20 protein-coding genes are annotated in these 20,319 nt (G+C 58.2%); 4 read left to right on the top strand and 16 right to left on the bottom strand.

The genetic code is table 11. The features are described 5' to 3' along the window. Nucleotides 1–3 precede the first annotated feature (3 nt). Entirely contained in the window at nt 4–2,133 is a 2,130-nt protein-coding gene (gene flhA / locus ACRRSD_RS23270) for a flagellar biosynthesis protein FlhA (RefSeq protein WP_435035569.1), read from the bottom strand. 609 nt (nt 2,134–2,742) lie between these two features. On the opposite strand from flhA, the gene ACRRSD_RS23265 reads away from it, so the two are divergent. The 3 genes from ACRRSD_RS23265 (at nt 2,743) to ACRRSD_RS23255 (ending at nt 7,658) form a co-directional block, all read left to right on the top strand. Next, nucleotides 2,743–3,102 carry a DUF6124 family protein gene (locus ACRRSD_RS23265; RefSeq protein ID WP_435035568.1) on the top strand — a complete coding sequence of 120 codons (360 nt, stop codon included), beginning with the start codon at nt 2,743–2,745 and terminating at the stop codon, nt 3,100–3,102. Between the two features lie 319 nt (nt 3,103–3,421). After that, the gene (locus ACRRSD_RS23260; RefSeq protein ID WP_435035566.1) at nt 3,422–6,643 is read left to right on the top strand and encodes a hypothetical protein; all 3,222 of its coding nucleotides are present in this window, start codon (nt 3,422–3,424) and stop codon (nt 6,641–6,643) included. A gap of 655 nt (nt 6,644–7,298) precedes the next feature. Beyond that, nucleotides 7,299–7,658 (top strand): DUF6124 family protein, encoded by a 360-nt coding sequence (locus ACRRSD_RS23255; protein ID WP_435035565.1) that lies wholly within the window; start codon nt 7,299–7,301, stop codon nt 7,656–7,658. A gap of 126 nt (nt 7,659–7,784) precedes the next feature. Here ACRRSD_RS23255 and ACRRSD_RS23250 read toward each other — a convergent pair whose 3' ends face one another. Then, a complete protein-coding gene (locus tag ACRRSD_RS23250) occupies nt 7,785–8,042 on the bottom strand; it encodes a hypothetical protein (RefSeq protein ID WP_435035564.1) in 258 nt (85 codons plus the stop codon). A gap of 619 nt (nt 8,043–8,661) precedes the next feature. On the opposite strand from ACRRSD_RS23250, the gene ACRRSD_RS23245 reads away from it, so the two are divergent. After that, nucleotides 8,662–9,021, top strand: a complete 360-nt coding sequence (locus tag ACRRSD_RS23245) for a DUF6124 family protein (RefSeq protein ID WP_435035562.1) — start codon at nt 8,662–8,664, stop codon at nt 9,019–9,021. 185 nt (nt 9,022–9,206) lie between these two features. Here ACRRSD_RS23245 and ACRRSD_RS23240 read toward each other — a convergent pair whose 3' ends face one another. The 14 genes from ACRRSD_RS23240 to fliJ form a co-directional block, all read right to left on the bottom strand. Next, nucleotides 9,207–9,881: a hypothetical protein gene (locus ACRRSD_RS23240; RefSeq protein WP_435035561.1), complete on the bottom strand. Its 675-nt coding sequence runs from the start codon at nt 9,879–9,881 to the stop codon at nt 9,207–9,209. Between the two features lie 178 nt (nt 9,882–10,059). Next, the gene (flhB, locus tag ACRRSD_RS23235; protein ID WP_435035560.1) at nt 10,060–11,199 is read right to left on the bottom strand and encodes a flagellar biosynthesis protein FlhB; all 1,140 of its coding nucleotides are present in this window, start codon (nt 11,197–11,199) and stop codon (nt 10,060–10,062) included. Nucleotides 11,200–11,202: 3 nt separating this feature from the next. Then, nucleotides 11,203–11,988, bottom strand: coding sequence for a flagellar biosynthetic protein FliR (gene fliR, locus ACRRSD_RS23230; RefSeq protein WP_435035558.1), 786 nt, complete (start codon nt 11,986–11,988; stop codon nt 11,203–11,205). A gap of 3 nt (nt 11,989–11,991) precedes the next feature. After that, nucleotides 11,992–12,261, bottom strand: coding sequence for a flagellar biosynthesis protein FliQ (fliQ, locus tag ACRRSD_RS23225; protein WP_038363854.1), 270 nt, complete (start codon nt 12,259–12,261; stop codon nt 11,992–11,994). After that, entirely contained in the window at nt 12,258–13,016 is a 759-nt protein-coding gene (fliP, locus tag ACRRSD_RS23220) for a flagellar type III secretion system pore protein FliP (RefSeq protein WP_016984314.1), read from the bottom strand. Before fliP ends, fliQ begins: the two co-directional genes overlap by 4 nt. Beyond that, nucleotides 13,016–13,468, bottom strand: a complete 453-nt coding sequence (fliO, locus tag ACRRSD_RS23215; RefSeq protein WP_038363852.1) for a flagellar biosynthetic protein FliO — start codon at nt 13,466–13,468, stop codon at nt 13,016–13,018. Before fliO ends, fliP begins: the two co-directional genes overlap by 1 nt. Next, nucleotides 13,469–13,918 (bottom strand): flagellar motor switch protein FliN, encoded by a 450-nt coding sequence (gene fliN / locus ACRRSD_RS23210; protein WP_007920031.1) that lies wholly within the window; start codon nt 13,916–13,918, stop codon nt 13,469–13,471. 56 nt (nt 13,919–13,974) lie between these two features. Next, nucleotides 13,975–14,943 carry a flagellar motor switch protein FliM gene (fliM, locus tag ACRRSD_RS23205; protein ID WP_038363850.1) on the bottom strand — a complete coding sequence of 323 codons (969 nt, stop codon included), beginning with the start codon at nt 14,941–14,943 and terminating at the stop codon, nt 13,975–13,977. Between the two features lie 9 nt (nt 14,944–14,952). Then, on the bottom strand, nt 14,953–15,456 hold the full coding sequence (fliL, locus tag ACRRSD_RS23200; protein WP_007920033.1) for a flagellar basal body-associated protein FliL: 504 nt from the start codon (nt 15,454–15,456) through the stop codon (nt 14,953–14,955). A gap of 350 nt (nt 15,457–15,806) precedes the next feature. Further along, nucleotides 15,807–17,177: a flagellar hook-length control protein FliK gene (locus ACRRSD_RS23195; RefSeq protein ID WP_435035555.1), complete on the bottom strand. Its 1,371-nt coding sequence runs from the start codon at nt 17,175–17,177 to the stop codon at nt 15,807–15,809. A 104-nt stretch (nt 17,178–17,281) separates the two neighbouring features. Further along, a complete protein-coding gene (locus ACRRSD_RS23190) occupies nt 17,282–17,629 on the bottom strand; it encodes an Hpt domain-containing protein (RefSeq protein ID WP_435035554.1) in 348 nt (115 codons plus the stop codon). Nucleotides 17,630–17,660: 31 nt separating this feature from the next. Next, nucleotides 17,661–19,364 (bottom strand): ATP-binding SpoIIE family protein phosphatase, encoded by a 1,704-nt coding sequence (locus tag ACRRSD_RS23185; RefSeq protein ID WP_435035552.1) that lies wholly within the window; start codon nt 19,362–19,364, stop codon nt 17,661–17,663. Between the two features lie 5 nt (nt 19,365–19,369). Beyond that, nucleotides 19,370–19,675, bottom strand: coding sequence for an STAS domain-containing protein (locus ACRRSD_RS23180; protein WP_435035550.1), 306 nt, complete (start codon nt 19,673–19,675; stop codon nt 19,370–19,372). A gap of 190 nt (nt 19,676–19,865) precedes the next feature. Further along, nucleotides 19,866–20,318: a flagellar export protein FliJ gene (gene fliJ / locus ACRRSD_RS23175; RefSeq protein WP_122600246.1), complete on the bottom strand. Its 453-nt coding sequence runs from the start codon at nt 20,316–20,318 to the stop codon at nt 19,866–19,868. Nucleotide 20,319: the final 1 nt, after the last annotated feature.

Below are 20,319 nucleotides of genomic sequence, written 5' to 3'. Positions count from 1 at the left end.
ACCTCAGCCGTTGGGCCCTACTGTCGCAACGATGGTCACTTGCTTGTTGTCCGGTATTTCCTGGTAGGCCAACACATGCAATCCAGGGACTGCGAGGCGGCCAAAGCGCGAGAGCATCGCGCGGATCGGGCCAGCGACCAAAAGGATCACCGGCTGACCTTGCATTTCCTGACGCTGCGCCGCTTCGATGAGCGAACGCTGCAGCTTCTCGGCCATGCTTGGCTCCAGCAGAACACCCTCTTCCGAGCCTTGTCCTGCCTTCTGCAGACTATTGAGCAATATTTGTTCCAACCTTGGTTCCAAGGTGATCACAGGCAGCTCCGACTCAGTGCCTACAATGCTTTGGACGATGGCGCGGGATACGCCGACCCGCACAGCGGCGACCAACGCGGCGGTATCTTGACTCTTCGCGGCGTTGTTGGCGATGGCTTCGGCAATGCTGCGGATATCGCGTACCGGCACATGTTCGGCGAGCAACGCTTGCAGCACTTTGAGCAACTGCGACAACGTGACCACGCCCGGCACCAGCTCTTCCGCCAGTTTCGGCGAGCTTTTGGCCAGCAATTGCATGAGTTGCTGCACTTCTTCGTGGCCGATCAGCTCACTGGAGTGCTTGTACAGAATCTGATTCAAGTGGGTCGCCACCACGGTGCTGGCATCGACCACGGTGTAACCGAGCGATTGTGCCTGGGCACGCTGGCTGATTTCGATCCACACCGCTTCCAGGCCGAAAGCCGGATCTTTGGCGTTGATCCCGTTCAGCGTGCCGTAGACCTGGCCCGGGTTGATCGCCAGTTCGCGATCCGGGTAGATCTCGGCTTCGGCGAGGATTACCCCCATCAGGGTCAGGCGATAGGCGCTTGGCGCCAGATCGAGATTGTCGCGGATATGCACGGTCGGCATCAGGAAGCCCAGATCCTGCGAGAGCTTCTTGCGCACACCCTTGATCCGCGCCAGCAATTGCCCGCCCTGATTGCGATCCACCAGCGGGATCAGGCGATAACCGACTTCCAGACCGATCATGTCGATCGGCGTCACGTCATCCCAGCCCAGTTCCTTGGTTTCCATGGCGCGGGCCGGCGACGGCAGCAGCTCCTGCTGACGCTTGACCTCTTCCAGCGCCACGACTTTGGCAACGTTCTGCTTCTTCCAGAACAGGTACGCGCCGCCAGCGGCCAGCGCAGCCATGCTCAGGAACGAGAAGTGCGGCATGCCCGGCACCAGGCCCATGACTGCCATCAAACCTGCAGCCACCGCCAGCGCTTTGGGCGAGGCGAACATCTGGCGATTGATCTGTTTGCCCATGTCCTCCGAACCGGAAGCACGGGTCACCATGATCGCCGCCGCTGTCGATAGCAACAGTGATGGCAATTGCGCCACCAAACCGTCACCAATGGTCAGCAAGGCGTAAACCCGACCGGCATCACCGAACGTCATGCCATGCTGGAAGATACCGACGGCCATGCCACCGATGAGGTTGATGAACAGAATCAGCAGGCCGGCGATGGCGTCACCGCGAACGAACTTGCTGGCACCGTCCATCGAACCGTAGAACTCGGCCTCTTGGGCGACTTCCTGACGGCGCGCCTTGGCCTGGTTCTGGTCAATCAGACCGGCGTTGAGGTCGGCGTCGATCGCCATTTGTTTGCCGGGCATCGCATCGAGGGTGAAACGCGCGCTCACCTCGGAAATCCGCCCGGCACCTTTGGTGACCACGACGAAGTTGATGATCATCAGGATCGCGAAGACCACGATACCAACCACGTAGTTACCGCCGATCACCACCTCACCGAAGGCCTGAATCACCTTACCGGCAGCGGCGTGGCCGTCCTGACCGTGGAGCATGACCACCCGCGTCGAGGCCACGTTCAACGCCAGCCGCAGCAACGTCGCGACCAGCAGAATCGTCGGGAACACCGCAAAATCCAGCGGCCGCAGCGCATACACGCAGACCAGCAGGACGACGATCGACAGGGCAATGTTGAAGGTGAAAAACACGTCGAGCAGGAACGGCGGCACCGGCAACATCATCATCGCCAGCATCACCAGCAACAGCAACGGCACGCCCAGATTGCCTCGACTGAGGTCGGCAACGTTTGTGCGAGCAGTGTTGAATAACTGAGAGCGATCCACCGGTTTTCCCCGTTCCTTTAAAGCAAACTTTTGACGCCCAGAGCGGGCTCACGGCGGGTACTGCAAGAAGCTTTCCAACTTTTGCCGGGGAATGAAATAGCGAGGGAATAAACACGCCCCCTGTAGGAGTGAGCCTGCTCGCGATAGCGGTCTGTCTGGTTCGAATCCATCGACTGAAAAAGCCCCATCGCGAGCAGGCTCACTCCTACAGGGGATTGCATTCCAAATGTGGGAGCGAGCCTGCTCGCGAAGGGGCAAGTGAAGTCAGCGCAAATCGCCTTTTAAACGCAGGTGTTTAAAAGACACCTTCAGACACGCCTTTCAGGCTACAAATCCTTGCGCCATTGCCTACAGCCAAGCCAGAATCCGCCGGCTTGTGCACCCTGGGGTCGGATTCTATTGTGGGTCGGTCGCTGACACATCAGTGATCGGGTCTCGCAGCCCGTCGATCTCTGGACGCACAACATCCGCTTTGCTTATGGCGGCTGTACGTGGGAGACCTTAGGGTCTGCCGGTTCTAGAGTCCCGGTCTGCGACCCGCGTATAGCCGCCACCCTCATTCGTCTCGCAGCGAACGTTGGCAGCTCCAATGACTCTAGGAGCTTCACCATGATCAAACCAACACCCAACCCACCCGAAACCGACCCCACCTCCCCCTACGAATCCCTCGATTCAAAAAAACTCCACGAAGCCGCCGACCGCGCCCTCGATCACTACCTCTGCCCACCCGGCTCCACGCCACCGCCACGCAAAACCCGCCGGATGTACGCCGTTACCGCCGACTTCAAAAACGAGGAACTGCTGGCCGACGCCAGCGAAACACTCGCCTCAGCCCGAACCATCGCCCATGACTTCGCCCACCTCATACCCGCATCGCAGCGCAGGACGCTATTGGGCATCGCGCAATTGATCATGCTCGGCGAGCTGGCGGTAAATCGGGTGATGGATAATCTGGAGTTGCCGCGGTGATACGGGCCGGCTGAGTTGTTTGGTGCCACTGCCTGTTCGCGATGGATTATTCACAGGCAACACCTATCTGCCGACAGTCAAAACCCACCGCCCTCATCAACCGGGGCGGCGGGTTTTACGTTTGAGCGTGGTAACTCGACTCTTTGCGCTTTCAAGGAAGGGCCGGCACGTCGAACGAAACTTGAGCGCGCAGCTGTGCCCCGACCACTCGTCTGAAACACGAATTTACCTGTCAGATATGACAGTGGGCGAAATGCTCAAAACGGTATGTGATAGCGCTTCACTCACATGCCGGCCTGTCACGGGTCAGGAGCGCGTCATGGAAACTCACTCGACCATTGACATCCAATCCGACGATCTGATTGAAGTATTCAAGTTGTTCCCGGTATTCATACCCGGCTGGTTGACACCGGTGAGGCCGTCCGGACTTGCTCACGGCGGCGTTCCGAGACGCCTCTTCACCGGCACACCGGAAAGCGTGCGGTGTGTGGTTGATCCGTGGACTGAACTACTAAATCGAGGCGTGGCAGCACTGGCCGAGTACGATTCAGTCGCATTGTTTATTAATGATGGGGCGACACCCGTGGACAGTCACACTGTCGAGCCCGGCGAGGAAAATAAACGAGTCGCGCTGTACGCCCCGAAATCCAAGTTCGTAAACGGCATCAACAAGCTGCATTACGTTGTTGAACGGCTCGGCGGCAATAACGAAAAATCGGAAATATTGTCGGTGCTGTACCACCTGCACCCCCATGCCAATTTCAAGCTGATTATTCCTTCCGAGGTGATCGCCAATGGCATTACCCCTGAATTGGCACAAAACGGTGTCAAGTTCGAAATGCGTTACACGACCAAAGAACCTTTCGATCAAGTGATATTGAAGCTGGGCAATGCGACGTTCACGGTGGACGTTACGGATCCCTTGGCACCAGTGAGCAAGACGCTGTATACAGCTGATTTTGAGAACTTTGCTGACGGCGAGATAAACGTCAACTTCGAGGTAACTGATCAGCTGGGACAATTTGGCGAATCGCCGAACGAGACGATGAACATTCGTCTGAAAGAGAAATTGCCGGCCCCGACGCTAACCAACGTATTGGACGCCAACAATACAGAAGTGCCGGAGGGTGCCAGCACCACCAGCACCACATTGGTACTCAAGGGCACCGCCAGCAAAGGGAAAGATGTCGAACTTTTTGATGGCAACGGTGCAAGTGCAGTACCGAAAGGAATTGCGACAGCGGATGAAATCACAGGTCGATGGGAGCGGGCCATTGACGTGGTTCTCGGGGCCCGCCGACTTTATGCCCAATCGCGGTATCACCCCACGCCTACCTATTCCAACGTGCGCCACGCGAGCGTGATTGAGAACGTGGCTCCGTCCATTGACTCAGTCAAAGGCTCTCCCAGCGGTGTCGAAATCCCTCAAGGCGGGGTCACGGTGGAAACGGCCGTCACCCTGAGCGGCGTCGCGGCAAAGGGCCAGAAAGTCGAAATCTCTGACGGCACCGTCTCCAAAGGACCGGCAACTGCAGATCCCACAACCGGTGTCTGGACGTTGCTCGTCAGTGCCCTGACTTTGGCTGCACACAGCTTTACCGCCAAGGCGTTGTACGGCTCGGGCGCGACGTCGGCCGCCAGAACACTGACCGTCGTACAAAACATCGTGCCCGAACTCCGTTTGATCACTGACTCAGCACTGGTAGAGATTCCCAACAACGGTCAAACCATCCATACAACGATCATCTTGAGCGGGATTGCCGGCCCAGGCACTGTGATCGACTTGGTCAACTATGGTGCACCTCTGCCCAACACCAACATTCAAGTCGATGCAAAAGGTACGTGGACGTTTCAACTCATCGGACTCAGTGTCGGGACCACCTATAACTTGCGCGCCAGACGCAAAGGCGGATCGGTTTCGAATGCCCGGAACGTTATGGTCGTGGCCGCAGTTGTAGCGACGCTGGACAATGTTCTGGACGACAAAGGAGTGGAAGTTCCCCAAAACCAGACGACCGTCAGCACGACGCTAAAACTCAAAGGCACAGCCAGCCCAGGACAAAAGGTCGAAATCTTTGATGGTAACGGTGCGAGCGCAGTATCCAAGGGGGTTGCGACGGCCCATGCAACCACGGGTATCTGGGAACACTCGATCACCGTGGCATTGGGTGCTCGCCGGTTATATGCAAAAGCGCTTTATGCCGTGAATCCGGTGTTTTCGAACGTTCGCAACCTGACCGTTACAACCGCCACCGCTCCGACTTTGACATCGGCCAAAGGCTCTCCCAGCGGTGTCGAAATCCCTCAAGCTGGGGTCACGGTGGAAACGGCCGTAACCCTGAGTGGCGTCGCGGCCAAGGGCCAGAAAGTCGAAATCTTTGCCGGCACCGACTCCAAAGGTCCGGCAACGGCACACGCCACAACCGGTGTCTGGACGCTGCTCGTCAGTGCCTTGGCTGTGGCAGCACACAGTTTTACCGCCAAGGCACTGTACGGCTCTGGCGCCGTGTCTGCCGCCAGAACACTGACCGTCACAGCCGCCATTGCTCCGACTTTGACATCGGTCAAAGGCTCACCCAGCGGTGTCGAAATCCCTCAAGCCGGGGTCACAGTGGAAACGGCCGTAACCCTGAGTGGCGTCGCGGCCAAGGGCCAGAAAGTCGAAATCTTTGCCGGCACCGACTCCAAAGGTCCGGCAACGGCACACGCCACAACCGGTGTCTGGACGCTGCTCGTCAGTGCCTTGGCTGTGGCAGCACACAGTTTTACCGCCAAAGCTTTGTATGGGAGCAATCCTGTGTCGGCAGCACGGACCTTTACCGTGGCAGTGGCGACGGCCCCGACCATAGCCTCTGTCAAAGGCACTCTCAGCGGAAGGGACATTCCGCGGGGCGGAACAACAGCCGAACTGGCGGTGACCCTCAGAGGTATAGCTGCCAAAGGACTAAAAGTCGAGGTTTTCGATCATGCAGTGTTCCAACGTGAAGCAACCGTCGATGGTGCCACTGGTGAGTGGACCATTAACGTAAATGGTCTCGGCAGGGTAGAACACAGTTTCAAAGTAAAAGCACTATATGGAACGAGGCCAGAGTCAGCGCCTTGGAACTTTACAGTTCTAAAAGCCATACATATTCCACAGGGAAGGCTATTAATCGGCCAGTCTATAAGTACTGAAACGTGTAGGATTACGTTTTTGCATCAAAATCAAGTGAACTGTTATATAGACTGCGAGCATTGGAGAATCTTTCCGTATGTGCCGTACTCGCCAGGATCAATTACATATCAACTCGACTTTATTGGCCAAACGACAGAACGAGTAAATCTCAAGGCCAATGGGGGGAACATTCTAGGCCCAACGACTATCACCTTTGCTTTTCTTAATTCATCCGGAGCAACGATGGGCACCATAAGCAAGACTATTAACAGGTGGGCGGAGTACCATTTAATTGATTCAGGAAGATTACCTGGGATTGCGTCGGTAAGGATAACTGTAACCGGCCAAATTTATATTACTGATTGGGAGTTTGGCAAGGTGCCATAGGCAGACTTTTTGCCCTCGCTTTCGGGTAATTGCAGAAATGCAGCCGACGTAAAACCCCGACCGAGTTTGAAGCTCGGCTGGGGAGAAAAGGGTACAGACTTATCTACCGTCAACTTTGGCCAAGGACTGAAAGAGAGAGGTGTGAGCGTGAATTGTCCGCTAACCGGAAATGCCCCTTTCGCGAGCGGGCTCGCTCCCACAAAGAAATGCACTCCCAATGTGTGAGTGGAATGCAATTCAACTTTGGGAGCGAGCTTGCTCGCGAAGGAGCCAGTGAAGTCAGCGCAAATCGCCTTTTAAACTCAGGCGTTTAAACGACACCTTCAGATACGCCTTTCAGGCTACAAATTCTTGCGCCATTGCCTACAGCCAAGCCAGAATCCGCCGGCTTGTGCGCTTTGGGGTCGGGTTCTATTGTGGGTCGGTCGCTGACGAATCAGCGATCGGGTTTAGCGACTCGGACCATCTCAGTGCATCAGCGTTCGTGGCTTCGTTGTGGGACTTTTCGCCCGCAGTTACGTTATGGCGGCTGTATGCGGGAGACCTTTGGGTCTACCGGGGTGCCTGTGACCGGTTCGCTAACCTGCGTACAGCTGCCACCTTCACTTGTTTAGCGACAGGGAAAGAGTGGCTCCATAACCTCAGGAGCTTCACCATGATCAAACCAACACCCAACCCGCCCGAAACCGACCCCACCGCCCCCTACGAATCCCTCGACTCAAAAAAACTCCACGAAGCCGCCGACCGCGCCCTTGATCACTACCTTTGCCCACCCGGCTCCACGCCACCACCGCGTAAGACCCGCCGGATGTACGCCGTCACCGCCGACTTCAAAAATGAAGAACTGCTGGCCGATGCCAGCGAAACACTCGCCTCAGCCAGAACCATCGCCCATGACTTCGCCCATCTCATACCCGCGTCGCAACGCAGGACGCTGTTGGGGATTGCGCAGTTGATCATGCTCGGCGAGCTGGCGGTGAATCGGGTGATGGATAATCTGGAGTTGTCGGATTAGTTCAGGTACAGATCATTCTCACGCGCCGCAAAGGAATGCCTCAACGGACGCTCCGCGTTTGGCTTTATAGAGACGCGGAGTGTCCGGGGCTGGTTTCCTTCGCTGCGCGAGGGAATGATCAGCTACTTAAAAACGCAGCTTTGTCACTTCTAGCTCCCCCTCCTTCACCAGATCAAAAACAACCTTTAAGCCCTTTTTGAAGTTCATCTTGTGCTTATGTTCTGGAGGCACCACAAAGAAGTAATCAACCGAATCATTGATCCATGGACGAAGCTTCTCCGCATCATCCGGGCAAGTGCCGGAATCACTGAGGGGCTTGGAACAAGGAGTAAAGACCCAATGGATAATGCCCCGTCCCTCTTCTTCGTCATAGCTCGAATACACCGTCTATATCTTTAACTTTCATCTCTCTTATCCTTTGCTATCGCAAAAGTATGCGCACGAAATGTGCGACATCACTCAGCAATCACAACGCAAAAGCACGCCTCTCACACCTGTAAAACCTGACAGGTTAGACGCGCTTTCAGACGAAAGGTAAATCTGAGAGTCACGCCATAAGCCCGGTGACATCGGCCAATCACCCTCGAGGCTTTGTCAGGGACAGGACGCGTTTTCACCTGGACAGGTGCCCGATTTTTTGCTTTTAACCACAACGTTTAAAAGACATCTCAAGACACGCCTTAAAGGCTACATATCCTTGCGCCATTGCCTACAGCTACGCCAGAATCCGCCGGCTTGTGCGCCTTGGGGTCGGGTTCTATTGTGGTGCGGTCGCTGACGAATCAGCGATCGGGTTTAGCGATCCGATACCTTACAGACGCTCAATCCCCAGTCTCAATTGCAGCTTTGTCTATCTGCACTTGGCGTCATGGTGGCTGTGCGTGGGAGACCTTCGGGTCTACCCGGGGTTTCTGTGACCCGGATCGCTAACCTGAATACAGCCGCCACCTTTTACTTGTTTAGCGATGAGCCGTGGCGGCTAAATCAACCACGGAGTCTCACCATGATCAAACCAACACCCAACCCACCCGAAACCGACCCCACCTCCCCCTACGAATCCCTCGATTCGAAAAAACTCCACGAAGCCGCCGACCGCGCACTCGATCACTACCTCTGCCCACCCGGATCCACCCCACCGCCACGCAAAACCCGCCGGATGTACGCCGTCAACGCCGACTTCAAAAACGAGGAACTGCTGGCCGACGCCAGCGAAACCCTCGCTTCCGCCAGAACCGTCGCCCATGACTTCGCCCATCTCATCCCCGCGTCGCAGCGCAGGACGCTATTGGGGATCGCGCAGCTGATCATGCTCGGCGAGCTGGCGGTTAATCGGGTGATGGATAATCTGGAGGTGCCGGGTTGACGCAGGCATTGGGGACACCAGTTGATTGATCCAGCGTCAATTCTGACGCCTTCGCGAGCAGGCTCGCTCCCACCGTTGAACGGCTTCCAAGGTGGGATCGCGAATTCTGGCTAAGGCGCAACACAAAACCTTGAGGCAGAAAAAAACCGCCGCCCCGTTTCAGTCGGGGCGGCGGTTGCAGATCACTACGCCGTTAAAACCTGTTCAGGTGTAATCGGGCCGAAACCGAGCTTTTTGCCGTTGATATAGCGCGCGCCCTTGAGCAGCTCCGTACCTTCGATAACGACGACCTCGTCCTGCGTGTACATAAACGTCACCACCGATACCGGCGTCGTACGCTCCGGCAGCCCCCAGGACACTTTTGTCCGCTGCTCTATAAGGGTAAGAGCCCAATCAAACCAAATGATGGGGAGATCTTCGATCTTGATTTCGCGCTCCGGATTCTCCCAACGAAAGTCCTGCCGCGCCGTTATCAAAAGCGCATTTCCCTCTATGACGAATTGCGGCTTGCCAAATCGCCTCTCCATATCATTGTTGATCCAGCCATCCAGGTACAAATCCGGGTTGGTGAAGAGTTCGAAAAGCATCGCACTGTTAACGATTTTTCCTGCAGAAGCACCAATCACACTGTAGTGATTGTGGTACGCCAACCCCTCCAGTTCCGGCCGAATCGCGTTGTTCGACACTTCCAGATAATTGGCGCTGTAGGCGTTGGCCATCTGCTTGAAATGGGTGAAATCCAGCATCAACTTGAAAGTCACGGTGTAACCGATTGCGCGATCGGCTGTACGCTGCTCCAACACTCCCGAGACGAATTCAACCTCCATACCTTGCAACTTTATGTAGGGCTGGTCTGCCATGATTGCTTCCTCTGAAACCTTATGCAGGCGCCAATCCCTGGTACTCGTATCAGATGATCAGAGCGACCAATGCAGGGAAATGCCGGGAGAATTCCCATGCCAATGAGAGCGCCGGCGGGAGCAGCCGTCTACTGGCAGACTTGACAGGTTCAGAGGTTTTCCAGACAGACGGTAAGCGTCAGGAATCGCGGCGCAGATCCGGCGGAATCGGCAAATCGTCCTTGAGCGGGTCCGGACGCTTGCCCTTGCCCGCACGGAACTGGCGGATCTGGTAGACGTAGGCCAGTACCTGCGCAACCGCCAGATACAGCCCACCAGGAATTTCCTGATCGAGTTCGGTGGAGTAGTAAATCGAACGCGCCAACCCCGGCGATTCGAGGAGCATGACGTTGTTGGCCACGGCGATTTCGCGGATTTTCAGCGCGAGGAAGTCGCTGCCCTTGGCAATCAGCATCGGCGCCCCGCCCTTCTCCGAGTCGTACTTGAGCGCGACGGCGTAGTGGGTCGGGTTGGTGATAACCACGTCGGCGTCGGGAATCGCCGCCATCATGCGGCGCTGGGACATTTCGCGCTGGGTCTGGCGGATGCGCTGTTTGACCTCCGGACGACCCTCCTGATCCTTGTGCTCGTCGCGCACTTCCTGCTTGGTCATCAGCAGTTTCTTGTGGCTTTCCCATAGCTGCACGGGCACGTCGACCGCCGCGATGATGATCAAGCCGCAGGCCAGCCACAACGTACTCCAGCCGACCAGCAACACACTGTGGATGATCGCCATTTCCAGCGGCTCGTGGGCGATCCGCAAAAAGTCATCGACGTCCGCCGACAACACCACCAGCGCCACACCTAAAGTGATCAGAAACTTGGCCAGCGCCTTGAGCAACTCGATCACTGACTTGAACGAGAACATCCTTTTAAGGCCTGCAGCGGGGTTCATCCGACTGAACTTGGGGGCCAGGGAACCCGCCGCGAACAGCCAGCCGCCGAGGGAAATCGGCCCGATCAGCGCCGCCAGCAACAAGGTGATCATGATCGGCTGGATCGCCAGCAAAGCCATCTGGCCTGACTGCAACAGGAACGCGCCCATGGAACCCTGATCCATGATCACTTCGCGCGACAGCGTGAAGTTCAGGCGCATCAGTTCCATCAGGTCTTCGGCGAGCATGCCGCCGAACACCAGCAGCGCACCGGCACCGGCCATGGTCACGGCCAGGGTATTGAGTTCTTTGGAACGGGCAATCTCGCCCTTCTCACGGGAGTCCTTTTTACGTTTCTCCGTGGGGTCTTCTGTTTTGTCCTGACCGCTTTCGCTCTCTGCCATGACTCAGCGCGCCCGTGCCAGTTCGCGTAACAGCTGCAAGGCTTCAGTGGCCAGCGGCTGGTACTGATTGAGAATGTCCGCCAGCCCGACCCAGACAATGAACAGACCGAGCACCAGGGTCAGCGGAAAACCGATGGAGAAAATGTTCAGTTGCGGCGCGGCGCGGGTCATCACGCCGAACGCAATGTTGACCACCAGCAACGCCGTGACCGCTGGCAATACCAGCAACAGCGCCGCCCCCAGCACCCAGCCGAGTTTGCCGGCCAGTTCCCAGTATTGTGCGGTCATCAAGCCGCCGCCGACCGGCAGCGTAGTGAAGCTTTCAGTGAGGACTTCGAACACCACCAGGTGGCCGTTCATCGACAGGAACAGCAAAGTCACCAGCATGGTGAAGAACTGCCCGATCACTGCCACCGATACACCGTTAGCCGGATCGACCATCGAGGCGAAACCCATGCCCATCTGGATCGCGACAATCTGCCCGGCCACGGCAAACGCCTGGAAAAACAGTTGCAGGGAAAACCCGAGCACCGCACCAACGAGGATCTGTTCGGCAATCAACATCAAGCCACTCAGATCCAGCGGACTGACCGCCGGCATCGGCGGCAGGCTCGGGGCAATACACACGGTGATCGCCACGGCGAAATACAGGCGAATCCGCCGCGACACCAGCGTGGTGCCGAACACCGGCATGACCATCAGCATCGACGCCACGCGAAACAGCGGCAACATGAACGAGGCCACCCAGGTACTGATCTGGGTGTCGGTCAGCTGAAGCAGCGATTGCATGGCTTAGCCGATGACCATCGGGATGTTTTTGTACAACTGAATGATGTATTCCATGAAGGTCTGCACGATCCACGGACCACCGATGATCAACGTCACCAGCATCACCAGCAGACGCGGCAGGAAGCTCAGGGTCTGTTCGTTGATCTGGGTTGCAGCCTGGAACATCGCCACCAGCAAGCCGACCAACAGGCTCGGCACTACCAGAATCGCGACCATCAATGTGGTCAGCCAAAGGGCTTCACGAAAGATATCGACCGCAACTTCCGGCGTCATGGCGAGACACCTCCAAAACTGCTGGCCAGAGTGCCAATGATCAGCGCCCAGCCATCGACCAGCACGAACAGCATGATCTTGAACGGCAGCGAGATGATCAGCGGCGAGAGCATCATCATACCCATCGCCATCAGCACACTGGCCACGACGAGGTCGATGATCAGGAACGGAATGAAGATCATGAAGCCGATCTGAAACGCGGTTTTAAGCTCGGAGGTGACGAACGCCGGCACCAGAATGGTCAGCGGTGCCTGATCCGGCGTGGCAATGTCGGTGCGCTTGGACAGGCGCATGAACAGCTCGAGATCGCTGGTGCGGGTCTGGGCGAGCATGAAGTCCTTGATCGGCACCTGAGCCTTTTCGACCGCTTGCTGGGCGGTAAGGGTTTCCGCCAGATACGGTTGCAGCGCGTCCTTGTTCACCCGGTCGAACACCGGGGCCATGATGAACATGGTCAGGAACAGCGCCATGCCGGTGAGGATCTGGTTCGACGGCGTCTGTTGCAGGCCGAGGGCCTGACGCAGGATCGAGAAGACGATGATGATCCGGGTGAAACTGGTCATCAGAATCACGGCCGCCGGGATGAAGCTCAGGGCGGTCATTATCAACAGGATCTGCAGACTGACCGAATATTCCTGCGCGCCATCGGCGTTGGTGCCCAGCGTGATCGCCGGGATCGACAACGGATCGGCGGCGAACGCCAGCGGCGCGGCCAGCATCAGGGCCAGCGTCAAGACGATGCGTAACGCACCCATTACTTCGTATCCTTCTGATCCTTGCCGAGTATCTTCAGCAACTGCTGGGCAAAATCCGGAGTGGCTTTTTCACTGGTGCTCGGCACCGGCACCGGCTCCTTGAGCACATGCAGCGCGGTGATGGTGCCGGGACTGAGACCGAGCAGAATCTGCTCGTTGCCGACTTGCACCAGCATCAACCGGTCACGCGGCCCGAGCGCGCGCGAACCGATCAGCTCGATCACCTGGCCCTTGCCGGCCGGACCTGCCTGCTGCACCCGGCGCAACAGCCAGGCGAGGAAGAAGATCAAACCCAGCACCAGCAACAGGCCGAACACCAGTTGTGTCAGTTGCCCGGCCACGCCGCTGTTGACCATCGGCGCGGTGGCGGCAGGCACGGTGGTGGCTGTCGACGGCTCGGCGGCCAGCACGCTCAATGGCAATGCCAGCAAAGCCCAGAGAAACCGTTTCACTCAGCGCAGCTTCTTGATGCGTTCGCTTGGGCTGATCACGTCGGTCAGGCGGATGCCGAACTTCTCGTTGACCACCACCACTTCACCGTGCGCGATCAGGGTGCCGTTGACCAGTACGTCCAGCGGCTCACCGGCCAGACGATCAAGCTCGATCACCGAACCCTGATTGAGTTGCAGCAGGTTGCGGATGTTGATGTCGGTGCTGCCCACTTCCATCGAGATCGACACCGGGATGTCGAGGATCACGTCCAGGTTCGGGCCGTCGAGGGTAACCGGGTCGTTGTTCTTCGGCACGCTGCCGAACTCTTCCATCGGCAGACGCGAGCCGCTGGCTGCGTCGGCGGCCAACAGCGCGTCGATGTCAGCTTGACCGTCACCGGTTTCTTCCAGGGCAGCAGCCCATTCGTCAGCCAGTGCCTGGTCGTCCTGGGCGTTCATATCGTCGTTCATCATTTGTCCTCGGCGGGCAAAAATTCAGTTAAATGCTTGGGGGTTGGAGCGCCGCTTCAGCGACGCTCGATCGGCTCGATCACTTGCAACGCGAGGTTGCCTTTGTGCGAGCCCATCTTGACCTTGAAGGCCGGCACGCCGTTGGCGCGCATGATCATTTCTTCCGGCATCTCGACCGGGATCACATCCCCCGGCTGCATGTGCAGGATGTCGCGCAGCTTCAACTGGCGGCGAGCCACGGTGGCACCGATCGGCACGTCGACATCGAGCACGTCCTGGCGTAGCGCGTTGACCCAGCGCTCGTCCTGATCGTCGAGGTCCGACTGGAAACCGGCGTCGAGCATTTCGCGCACCGGCTCGATCATCGAGTACGGCATGGTCACGTGCAGGTCACCGCCACCGCCATCGAGTTCGATGTGGAAGGTGGAGACCACAATCGCTTCGCTCGGGCCGACGATGTTGGCCATGGCCGGGTTTACTTCCGAGTTGATGTACTCGAAGTTGACTTCCATGATCGCCTGCCAGGCTTCTTTCAAATCGACGAAAGCCTGCTCCAGCACCATGCGCACCACGCGCAGTTCGGTCGGGGTGAATTCACGCCCTTCGATCTTGGCGTGACGGCCGTCGCCGCCGAAGAAGTTGTCCACCAGTTTGAACACCAGTTTGGCGTCGAGGATGAACAGCGCGGTGCCGCGCAACGGCTTGATCTTGACCAGGTTAAGACTGGTCGGCACGTACAGCGAGTGTACGTATTCGCCGAACTTCATCACCTGCACGCCACCGACGGCAACGTCCGCCGAGCGGCGCAGCATGTTGAACATGCTGATGCGGGTGTAGCGGGCAAAACGCTCGTTGATCATTTCCAGAGTCGGCATGCGTCCACGGACGATGCGATCCTGACTGGTCAGGTCGTAGCTTTTGACACTGCCGGGTTCGGCAGCGTTATCGGTCTGTACCAGACCATCGTCGACGCCATGCAACAGCGCATCGATTTCATCCTGGGACAGCAGATCCTGCACGGCCATGTCGTGTTCCTACTGCAGTACGAAATTAGTGAAAAGCAACTGTTCGATCACCACTTTGCCCAGCTCTTTCTGCGCCACTTCCTGGACGCTGGCGGTGGCCTTCTGGCGCAACATCTCCTGGCCGACCGGGGTCGCCAGTGTGGCGAAGTCCTGACCGGAGAAGAGCATCACCAGGTTGTTGCGGATCACCGGCATGTGCACTTTGAGCGCTTCTAGATCGGCCTGATTACGCGCCAGCATGGTGATGCTCACCTGCATGTAGCGCTGACGGCCGTTCTGGTTGTAGTTGGCCACGAACGCAGGGGCCATCGGCTCGAAGATCGCTGGCTGCTTGCCGACAGGCGCCGCATCGGCGGCCTCGGCAGGCTTGCTCTGGGCACTGTGCATGAAGAACCAGGTCGCCCCCACGGATGCACCAATGGCCAACAGCAACGCCAGCACGATCACAATGATCAGCTTGAGTTTGCCTTTGGTTGCGGGGTCTTTCACTGCTGCTGTTTCGCTCTTCGCCATGCCAATAATCCGTCACTAATCGGGTTTTCACAGTCGCACGGCAAGGCAAGAGCAAGTGTTATGCCAGAAGTGTCGGTGGTCGTGGAGACAACGCTAAAGTCAAAGGCACCCTCACCCCAGCCCTCTCCCGGAGGGAGAGGGGGCCGACCGAGGTGTCAGACGTCAAACATCGACCTGAAATACCGAGTCGATTATGGATTCACAGCAGAAGCCGTGAGACATCGACCTGAAAGACCGGGTCGATTATGGATTCACGGCAGAAGTATCAGGTCGGCGCACATCGCGAGCATCCCCGGATCAGTCCCCTCTCCCTCCGGGAGAGGGTTAGGGTGAGGGGCTCTTGATCTTGATCAGGCGTAATAGTCGACCGCGCTGGTGCCAATCACGCTGGTAGTTTGCGCAGCGGCTTCAGCAATGGCGGCCGGCGCCAATTCTTCATCCGCCGAGTCGAGGCGACCGCCGGCAGCACTGGTGCGACCGCTCTGGCCCTGCTGCGCCTGCTCCTGACCTTGCTGGCCCTGCCAGCCACGGTTCTGGTCGGAGACATTGACGTCAACCTGGCCCATGCCCTGCTGGTTGAACATTTCGCGCAGACGATGCATCTGCCCGTCGAGCGCTTCACGCACGCTTGGATGCGCGCTCATGAAGGTCACTTGCGTCTGCTGGTCCGGGACCATGTTGACGCGAATATCCAACCGCCCGAGTTCAGCCGGCTGCAACTGAATGTCCGCTGCCTTCAGATTGGCGCTCGACAAATACATGACGCGGTTGACCACTTCTTCGGTCCAGCCGCTCTGATGCATGGCGATTGGCTGGTTCACCGGCACGGCATTCGCGGTCTTCGGCGTGGCAGCTTGTGTCAGTGCCGCCAAGCGGTTGGCGAAGTCATCCACGCGCGTGTCGCTGGTCGCAGTCTTGAGATCTTTGAGGCCGTCGTCGATCAAACCGCTGAAGGCTTTTTCGCCGCCCTGGCTGGTGCTGTCCTTGTCGGCTTGCACGTCAAGCATGCTCGCCATGCCGGCGGCGAAGCTCTGCGCCGCAGTCAATTCGCCGTCGGCCTGAGCCTGAGCGGGCGACGCTTTCGGTTGCGCCTGGCTGGCAGCGGAAATGTGCCCGCCCTGCTCCATCGCCATGCGCACGGCCGGCAGCGAGTCGAGCGGATCGGCCGAAGGGTCGAAATCGCTGTCAGTGGTCGGTGCCGGATCTTTGACCATACCCGGCAATGCGGCCAGCGCAGGGGTTTCGGTTTCTGGCTGGGCAGTGGCGACAACAGCCGGGGCCTGCACCACGGGTGCCGTGACCACAGGCTGTACAGCGGCAACCAATGCCGGATCAAGCGTCGGGTCAACCGACGCGGCATCAACCACTGGGGGCTGAGAAGTATCCGAGCTGTCGTCACTGCTGGCGGTGGTGTCATCGGTCGCTGCGGTTTTATCGGCAGGCAAGTCGTTGCCGCTTTCGGCAACCGCCGGTTGTGCAGCGGCAGACGGATCTTTGCCAATATCCTTTTTGCCACTGTTGTCAGCGACCTTGTCACGTGACGGCTTGGGCGAATTGTCAGCGGTGGCGACAGGCTTGCTCGATCCCTGATCGGCGAACACTTTGGCGAAGCTTGAGGCTTTATCCCCAGTGTCTACGGCCATAGCCGACGTTTTGGCCGAGGCGGCTTGCGCCTTGGCCTGAGCGGCATTTTGAAGAAGGATGTTGGGGGTCGCAGGCATGAAACGGTCTCCGCTGCACTGGGATCGTAGGTACAGTTGCGGAGATAGCTGCAAGTGCCGGGCCAGTTTTGTCCGGCGCCTCAGAAAAGCGCCGGACGGCGGGATCAGTGCGTGTGAGCGGGATGTTTTTCGCTTTCGTAAACCGGGCGAACTTCAGCAAATTCGCCACTGATCTCAGCGACCAGTTTGACTATTTCCGCCGGGCTCTTGTCTTTTGCGTCCGATTCGAGTTCCTGGCAGAGCGCCGCCAAGCGGACAGCGCCCATGTTGCTGGCGCTGCCCTTGAAACTATGGGCAACTTCCGACAACACCTTGGCATCAGAGGTCTTTTGCAACTGGCCCAAGCGACTTTCGGAATCCGCCAGAAAGGTATCCAGAAGGTCTGGATAACCCTCCTCCATGACTTCGCGCAGTACGCTCAGCGCCTCGCGATCAATATGTGTGTCAGCCACTTGTTCACTCCTTGATCAAGAATTGCGCGGATTATGCCTCAACCTCCCAGGAAAACTCCACGCGGGCACTACGACCTTCGTCCGACCAACTGGCGTTGCGCCCCAATTGCCGGACCAGACTGACGCCGCGTCCCGACAAACGGACACCGTCCAGCGGCCGCTCCATGACCCGCGCGACATCAAACCCCTTGCCGCTATCTTCAACGCGAATGATCAGTCGGCCGCCCTCGCCGTGTGGCTGCACCTGCAAATGCACGCGCACGAAACCGTCCTGCAACGCCTCGAGACGATCGTTGCGCTGCTGATAGTAGCGAGCGAAACCCGCCGCATCGCGCTTGAGGCTGGAATCCAGACCGAGCACGCCATGCTCCAGCGCATTGGAATACAACTCGGCCAGCACGCTGTACAAAGCACCACTCTGCGCCCGCAACCCATGCACCTCAAGCAGCAACTGCAACAGGTACGGCAACGGATTGAAGCGCTTGAGCGTGGCGCCACGAAACTCGAAACTTACCGACCAGTCGAGCGGGCACGATTGGCCGCTGTCGGAGTACACCGGCGCCGACAGGTTGACCTGCGCAGTTTCCAGCAGGCTGACCTCGACCATACTGACATCGTCGCGCGCCTCACCGCGAAAATCCTGCAGCGCCTGCTCGATATCCTCGAACAAGCGATCCGGCTCGCGATTGGCGGCGAACACCTGCTGCAAACGCTCGACACCGAACAACTGATCGTTGGCATCACTGGTGTCGATCACCCCGTCCGACAACAGAAACACCCGATCACCAACGGCCATCGGATGCACTTCCGTACAGTCATCGAACGCTTGCGCGCTCAGCACCCCTAGCGGCAAGTGCCGCGCGGCCAGCGGCACACGCTCGCCAGTGGCAATCCGATGCAGATAACCGTCAGGCATGCCGCCATTCCACACTTCGACCGAACGCCGCTGAAAGCTCAGACAAAGCAGCGTGGCGCAGCAGAACATGTCCACCGGCAAGATCCGTTTGAGCTTGGCATTCATCTCGCGCAGGGTTTCCGCAAGGCCGTAGCCCTTGGCAGTCATGCCATAGAAGACTTCGGCGAGCGGCATGGCGCCCACTGCTGCCGGCAAACCATGACCGGTGAAATCGCCGAGCAGCACATGCATGTCGCCCGCCGGCGTGTACGCCGCCAGCAGCAGATCACCATTGAACAAAGCATAGGGCGATTGCAGATAACGGATATTCGCCGCGCTCAGGCAACCGGAGTGCGCAACCTTGTCGAACACCGCCTTGGCCACGCGCTGTTCGTTGAGCAGATAATCGTGGTGCTTGGCGATCAGGTCGCGCTGTTGCAGCACGGTTGCCTGCAAACGGCGCAAGCGATCCATCGCCTTGATTTTGGCGGCAAGGATCACCTGGTTGTAGGGCTTCGCCAGAAAGTCGTCACCACCGGCCTCCAGACAACGGGCCAGCGCTTCGCTTTCGGTCAGCGAGGTGAGGAAGATGATCGGCACCAGCGTCTCACCCGCCAGCGCCTTGATCTGCCGCGCGGCTTCGAAGCCGTCCATCACCGGCATCATCGCGTCCATCAGCACCAGATCGGGTTGCTGGCGGCGAAACAGATCGAGTGCTTCGGCACCGTTGGCTGCCGTCAGGACTTCGTGACCCTGACGACGGACGATGGTCGACAGCAATAAGCGATCGGCGGCGCTGTCTTCGGCGATCAGGATCGTCAGCGGCTCTTGCACCTGCATGGCCGTCAAGTGATGTCGAAGAGTTTGTCGAAATTGGAGATGGCGAGGATCTTGCGCACATCGGAGTTGCTGTTAATCACCTGCACATCCGCGTCGTCACCGCCCGCGTGATCACGCAGCAAGAGCAGCATGCCCAGCGCCGAACTATCGAGGTAGGTAGCTTCTTTCAGGTCGACCACAATGGATTCGGGTTTCTCTTTGAGTCGCTCATAGGACTCACGAAATTCCTGATGGCGCCCGAAATCAAATCGCCCCTTGACCGAAATCGTCAGTTTTTGACCATCTGGAGAGACTTCTGTAACGACTGACATTGACTGGCTTCCTTGTCATTGACGAACCTGTACAAGGTTTAGCACTTGGACAGGGTTGCAGCAAGGCGCATCACAGAACCAAATGTGGGAGCGAGCTTGCTCGCGAAGGCGTCGTGCCAGTCAACACTTGAGTCAACTGACCGAATGCCTTCGCGAGCAAGCTCGCTCCCACAGGGTCTCGCGGTGCGATTTAGAATGGATTCTGTCGCGGCAAGCGTTGCGACAACTCATCGAGCAGCTTCTGCTCGCGCTTGTCTTCGAGGCGCTGCGCCTCTTCGCGATAGCGCTGCACCAGTTTGCGCAGGCCTTCGACCTTGGCAAACGCCTGCTGCCATTCCTCGCGGGCCTTGTCGAGCTTGTTCTGGTGCCAGACCAGGCTCTGGCGCTGCTGGTCAACGGCGGTGTCGAGTTGCGCCAGAAAGCCCTGAAAGCCGAGCAGCCATTGCCCGCTCACGCCGGTGCTGCCGCGCACGATCCATTGCTGCGAGTAATCCAGACGGAAGGCATTGAGGTCGGCCAGTTTGCTTTCAGCGACTTTCACCTGGCCCTGAAAATAGCCCAGCCGTTGTGCGGCAGTTTTCTCGGCCTGCTCGGCCATGTCCACCACCGGCGCCAGACGCGCGGCTCGACTGACAGTGGCCATG

Source organism: Pseudomonas neuropathica, assembly GCF_051174785.1.
In the GTDB taxonomy this organism is placed as follows: domain Bacteria; phylum Pseudomonadota; class Gammaproteobacteria; order Pseudomonadales; family Pseudomonadaceae; genus Aquipseudomonas; species Aquipseudomonas neuropathica_A.
The sequence above is the reverse complement of the archived record's forward strand: the minus strand, read 5'-3'. Positions and strand labels throughout refer to the sequence as shown.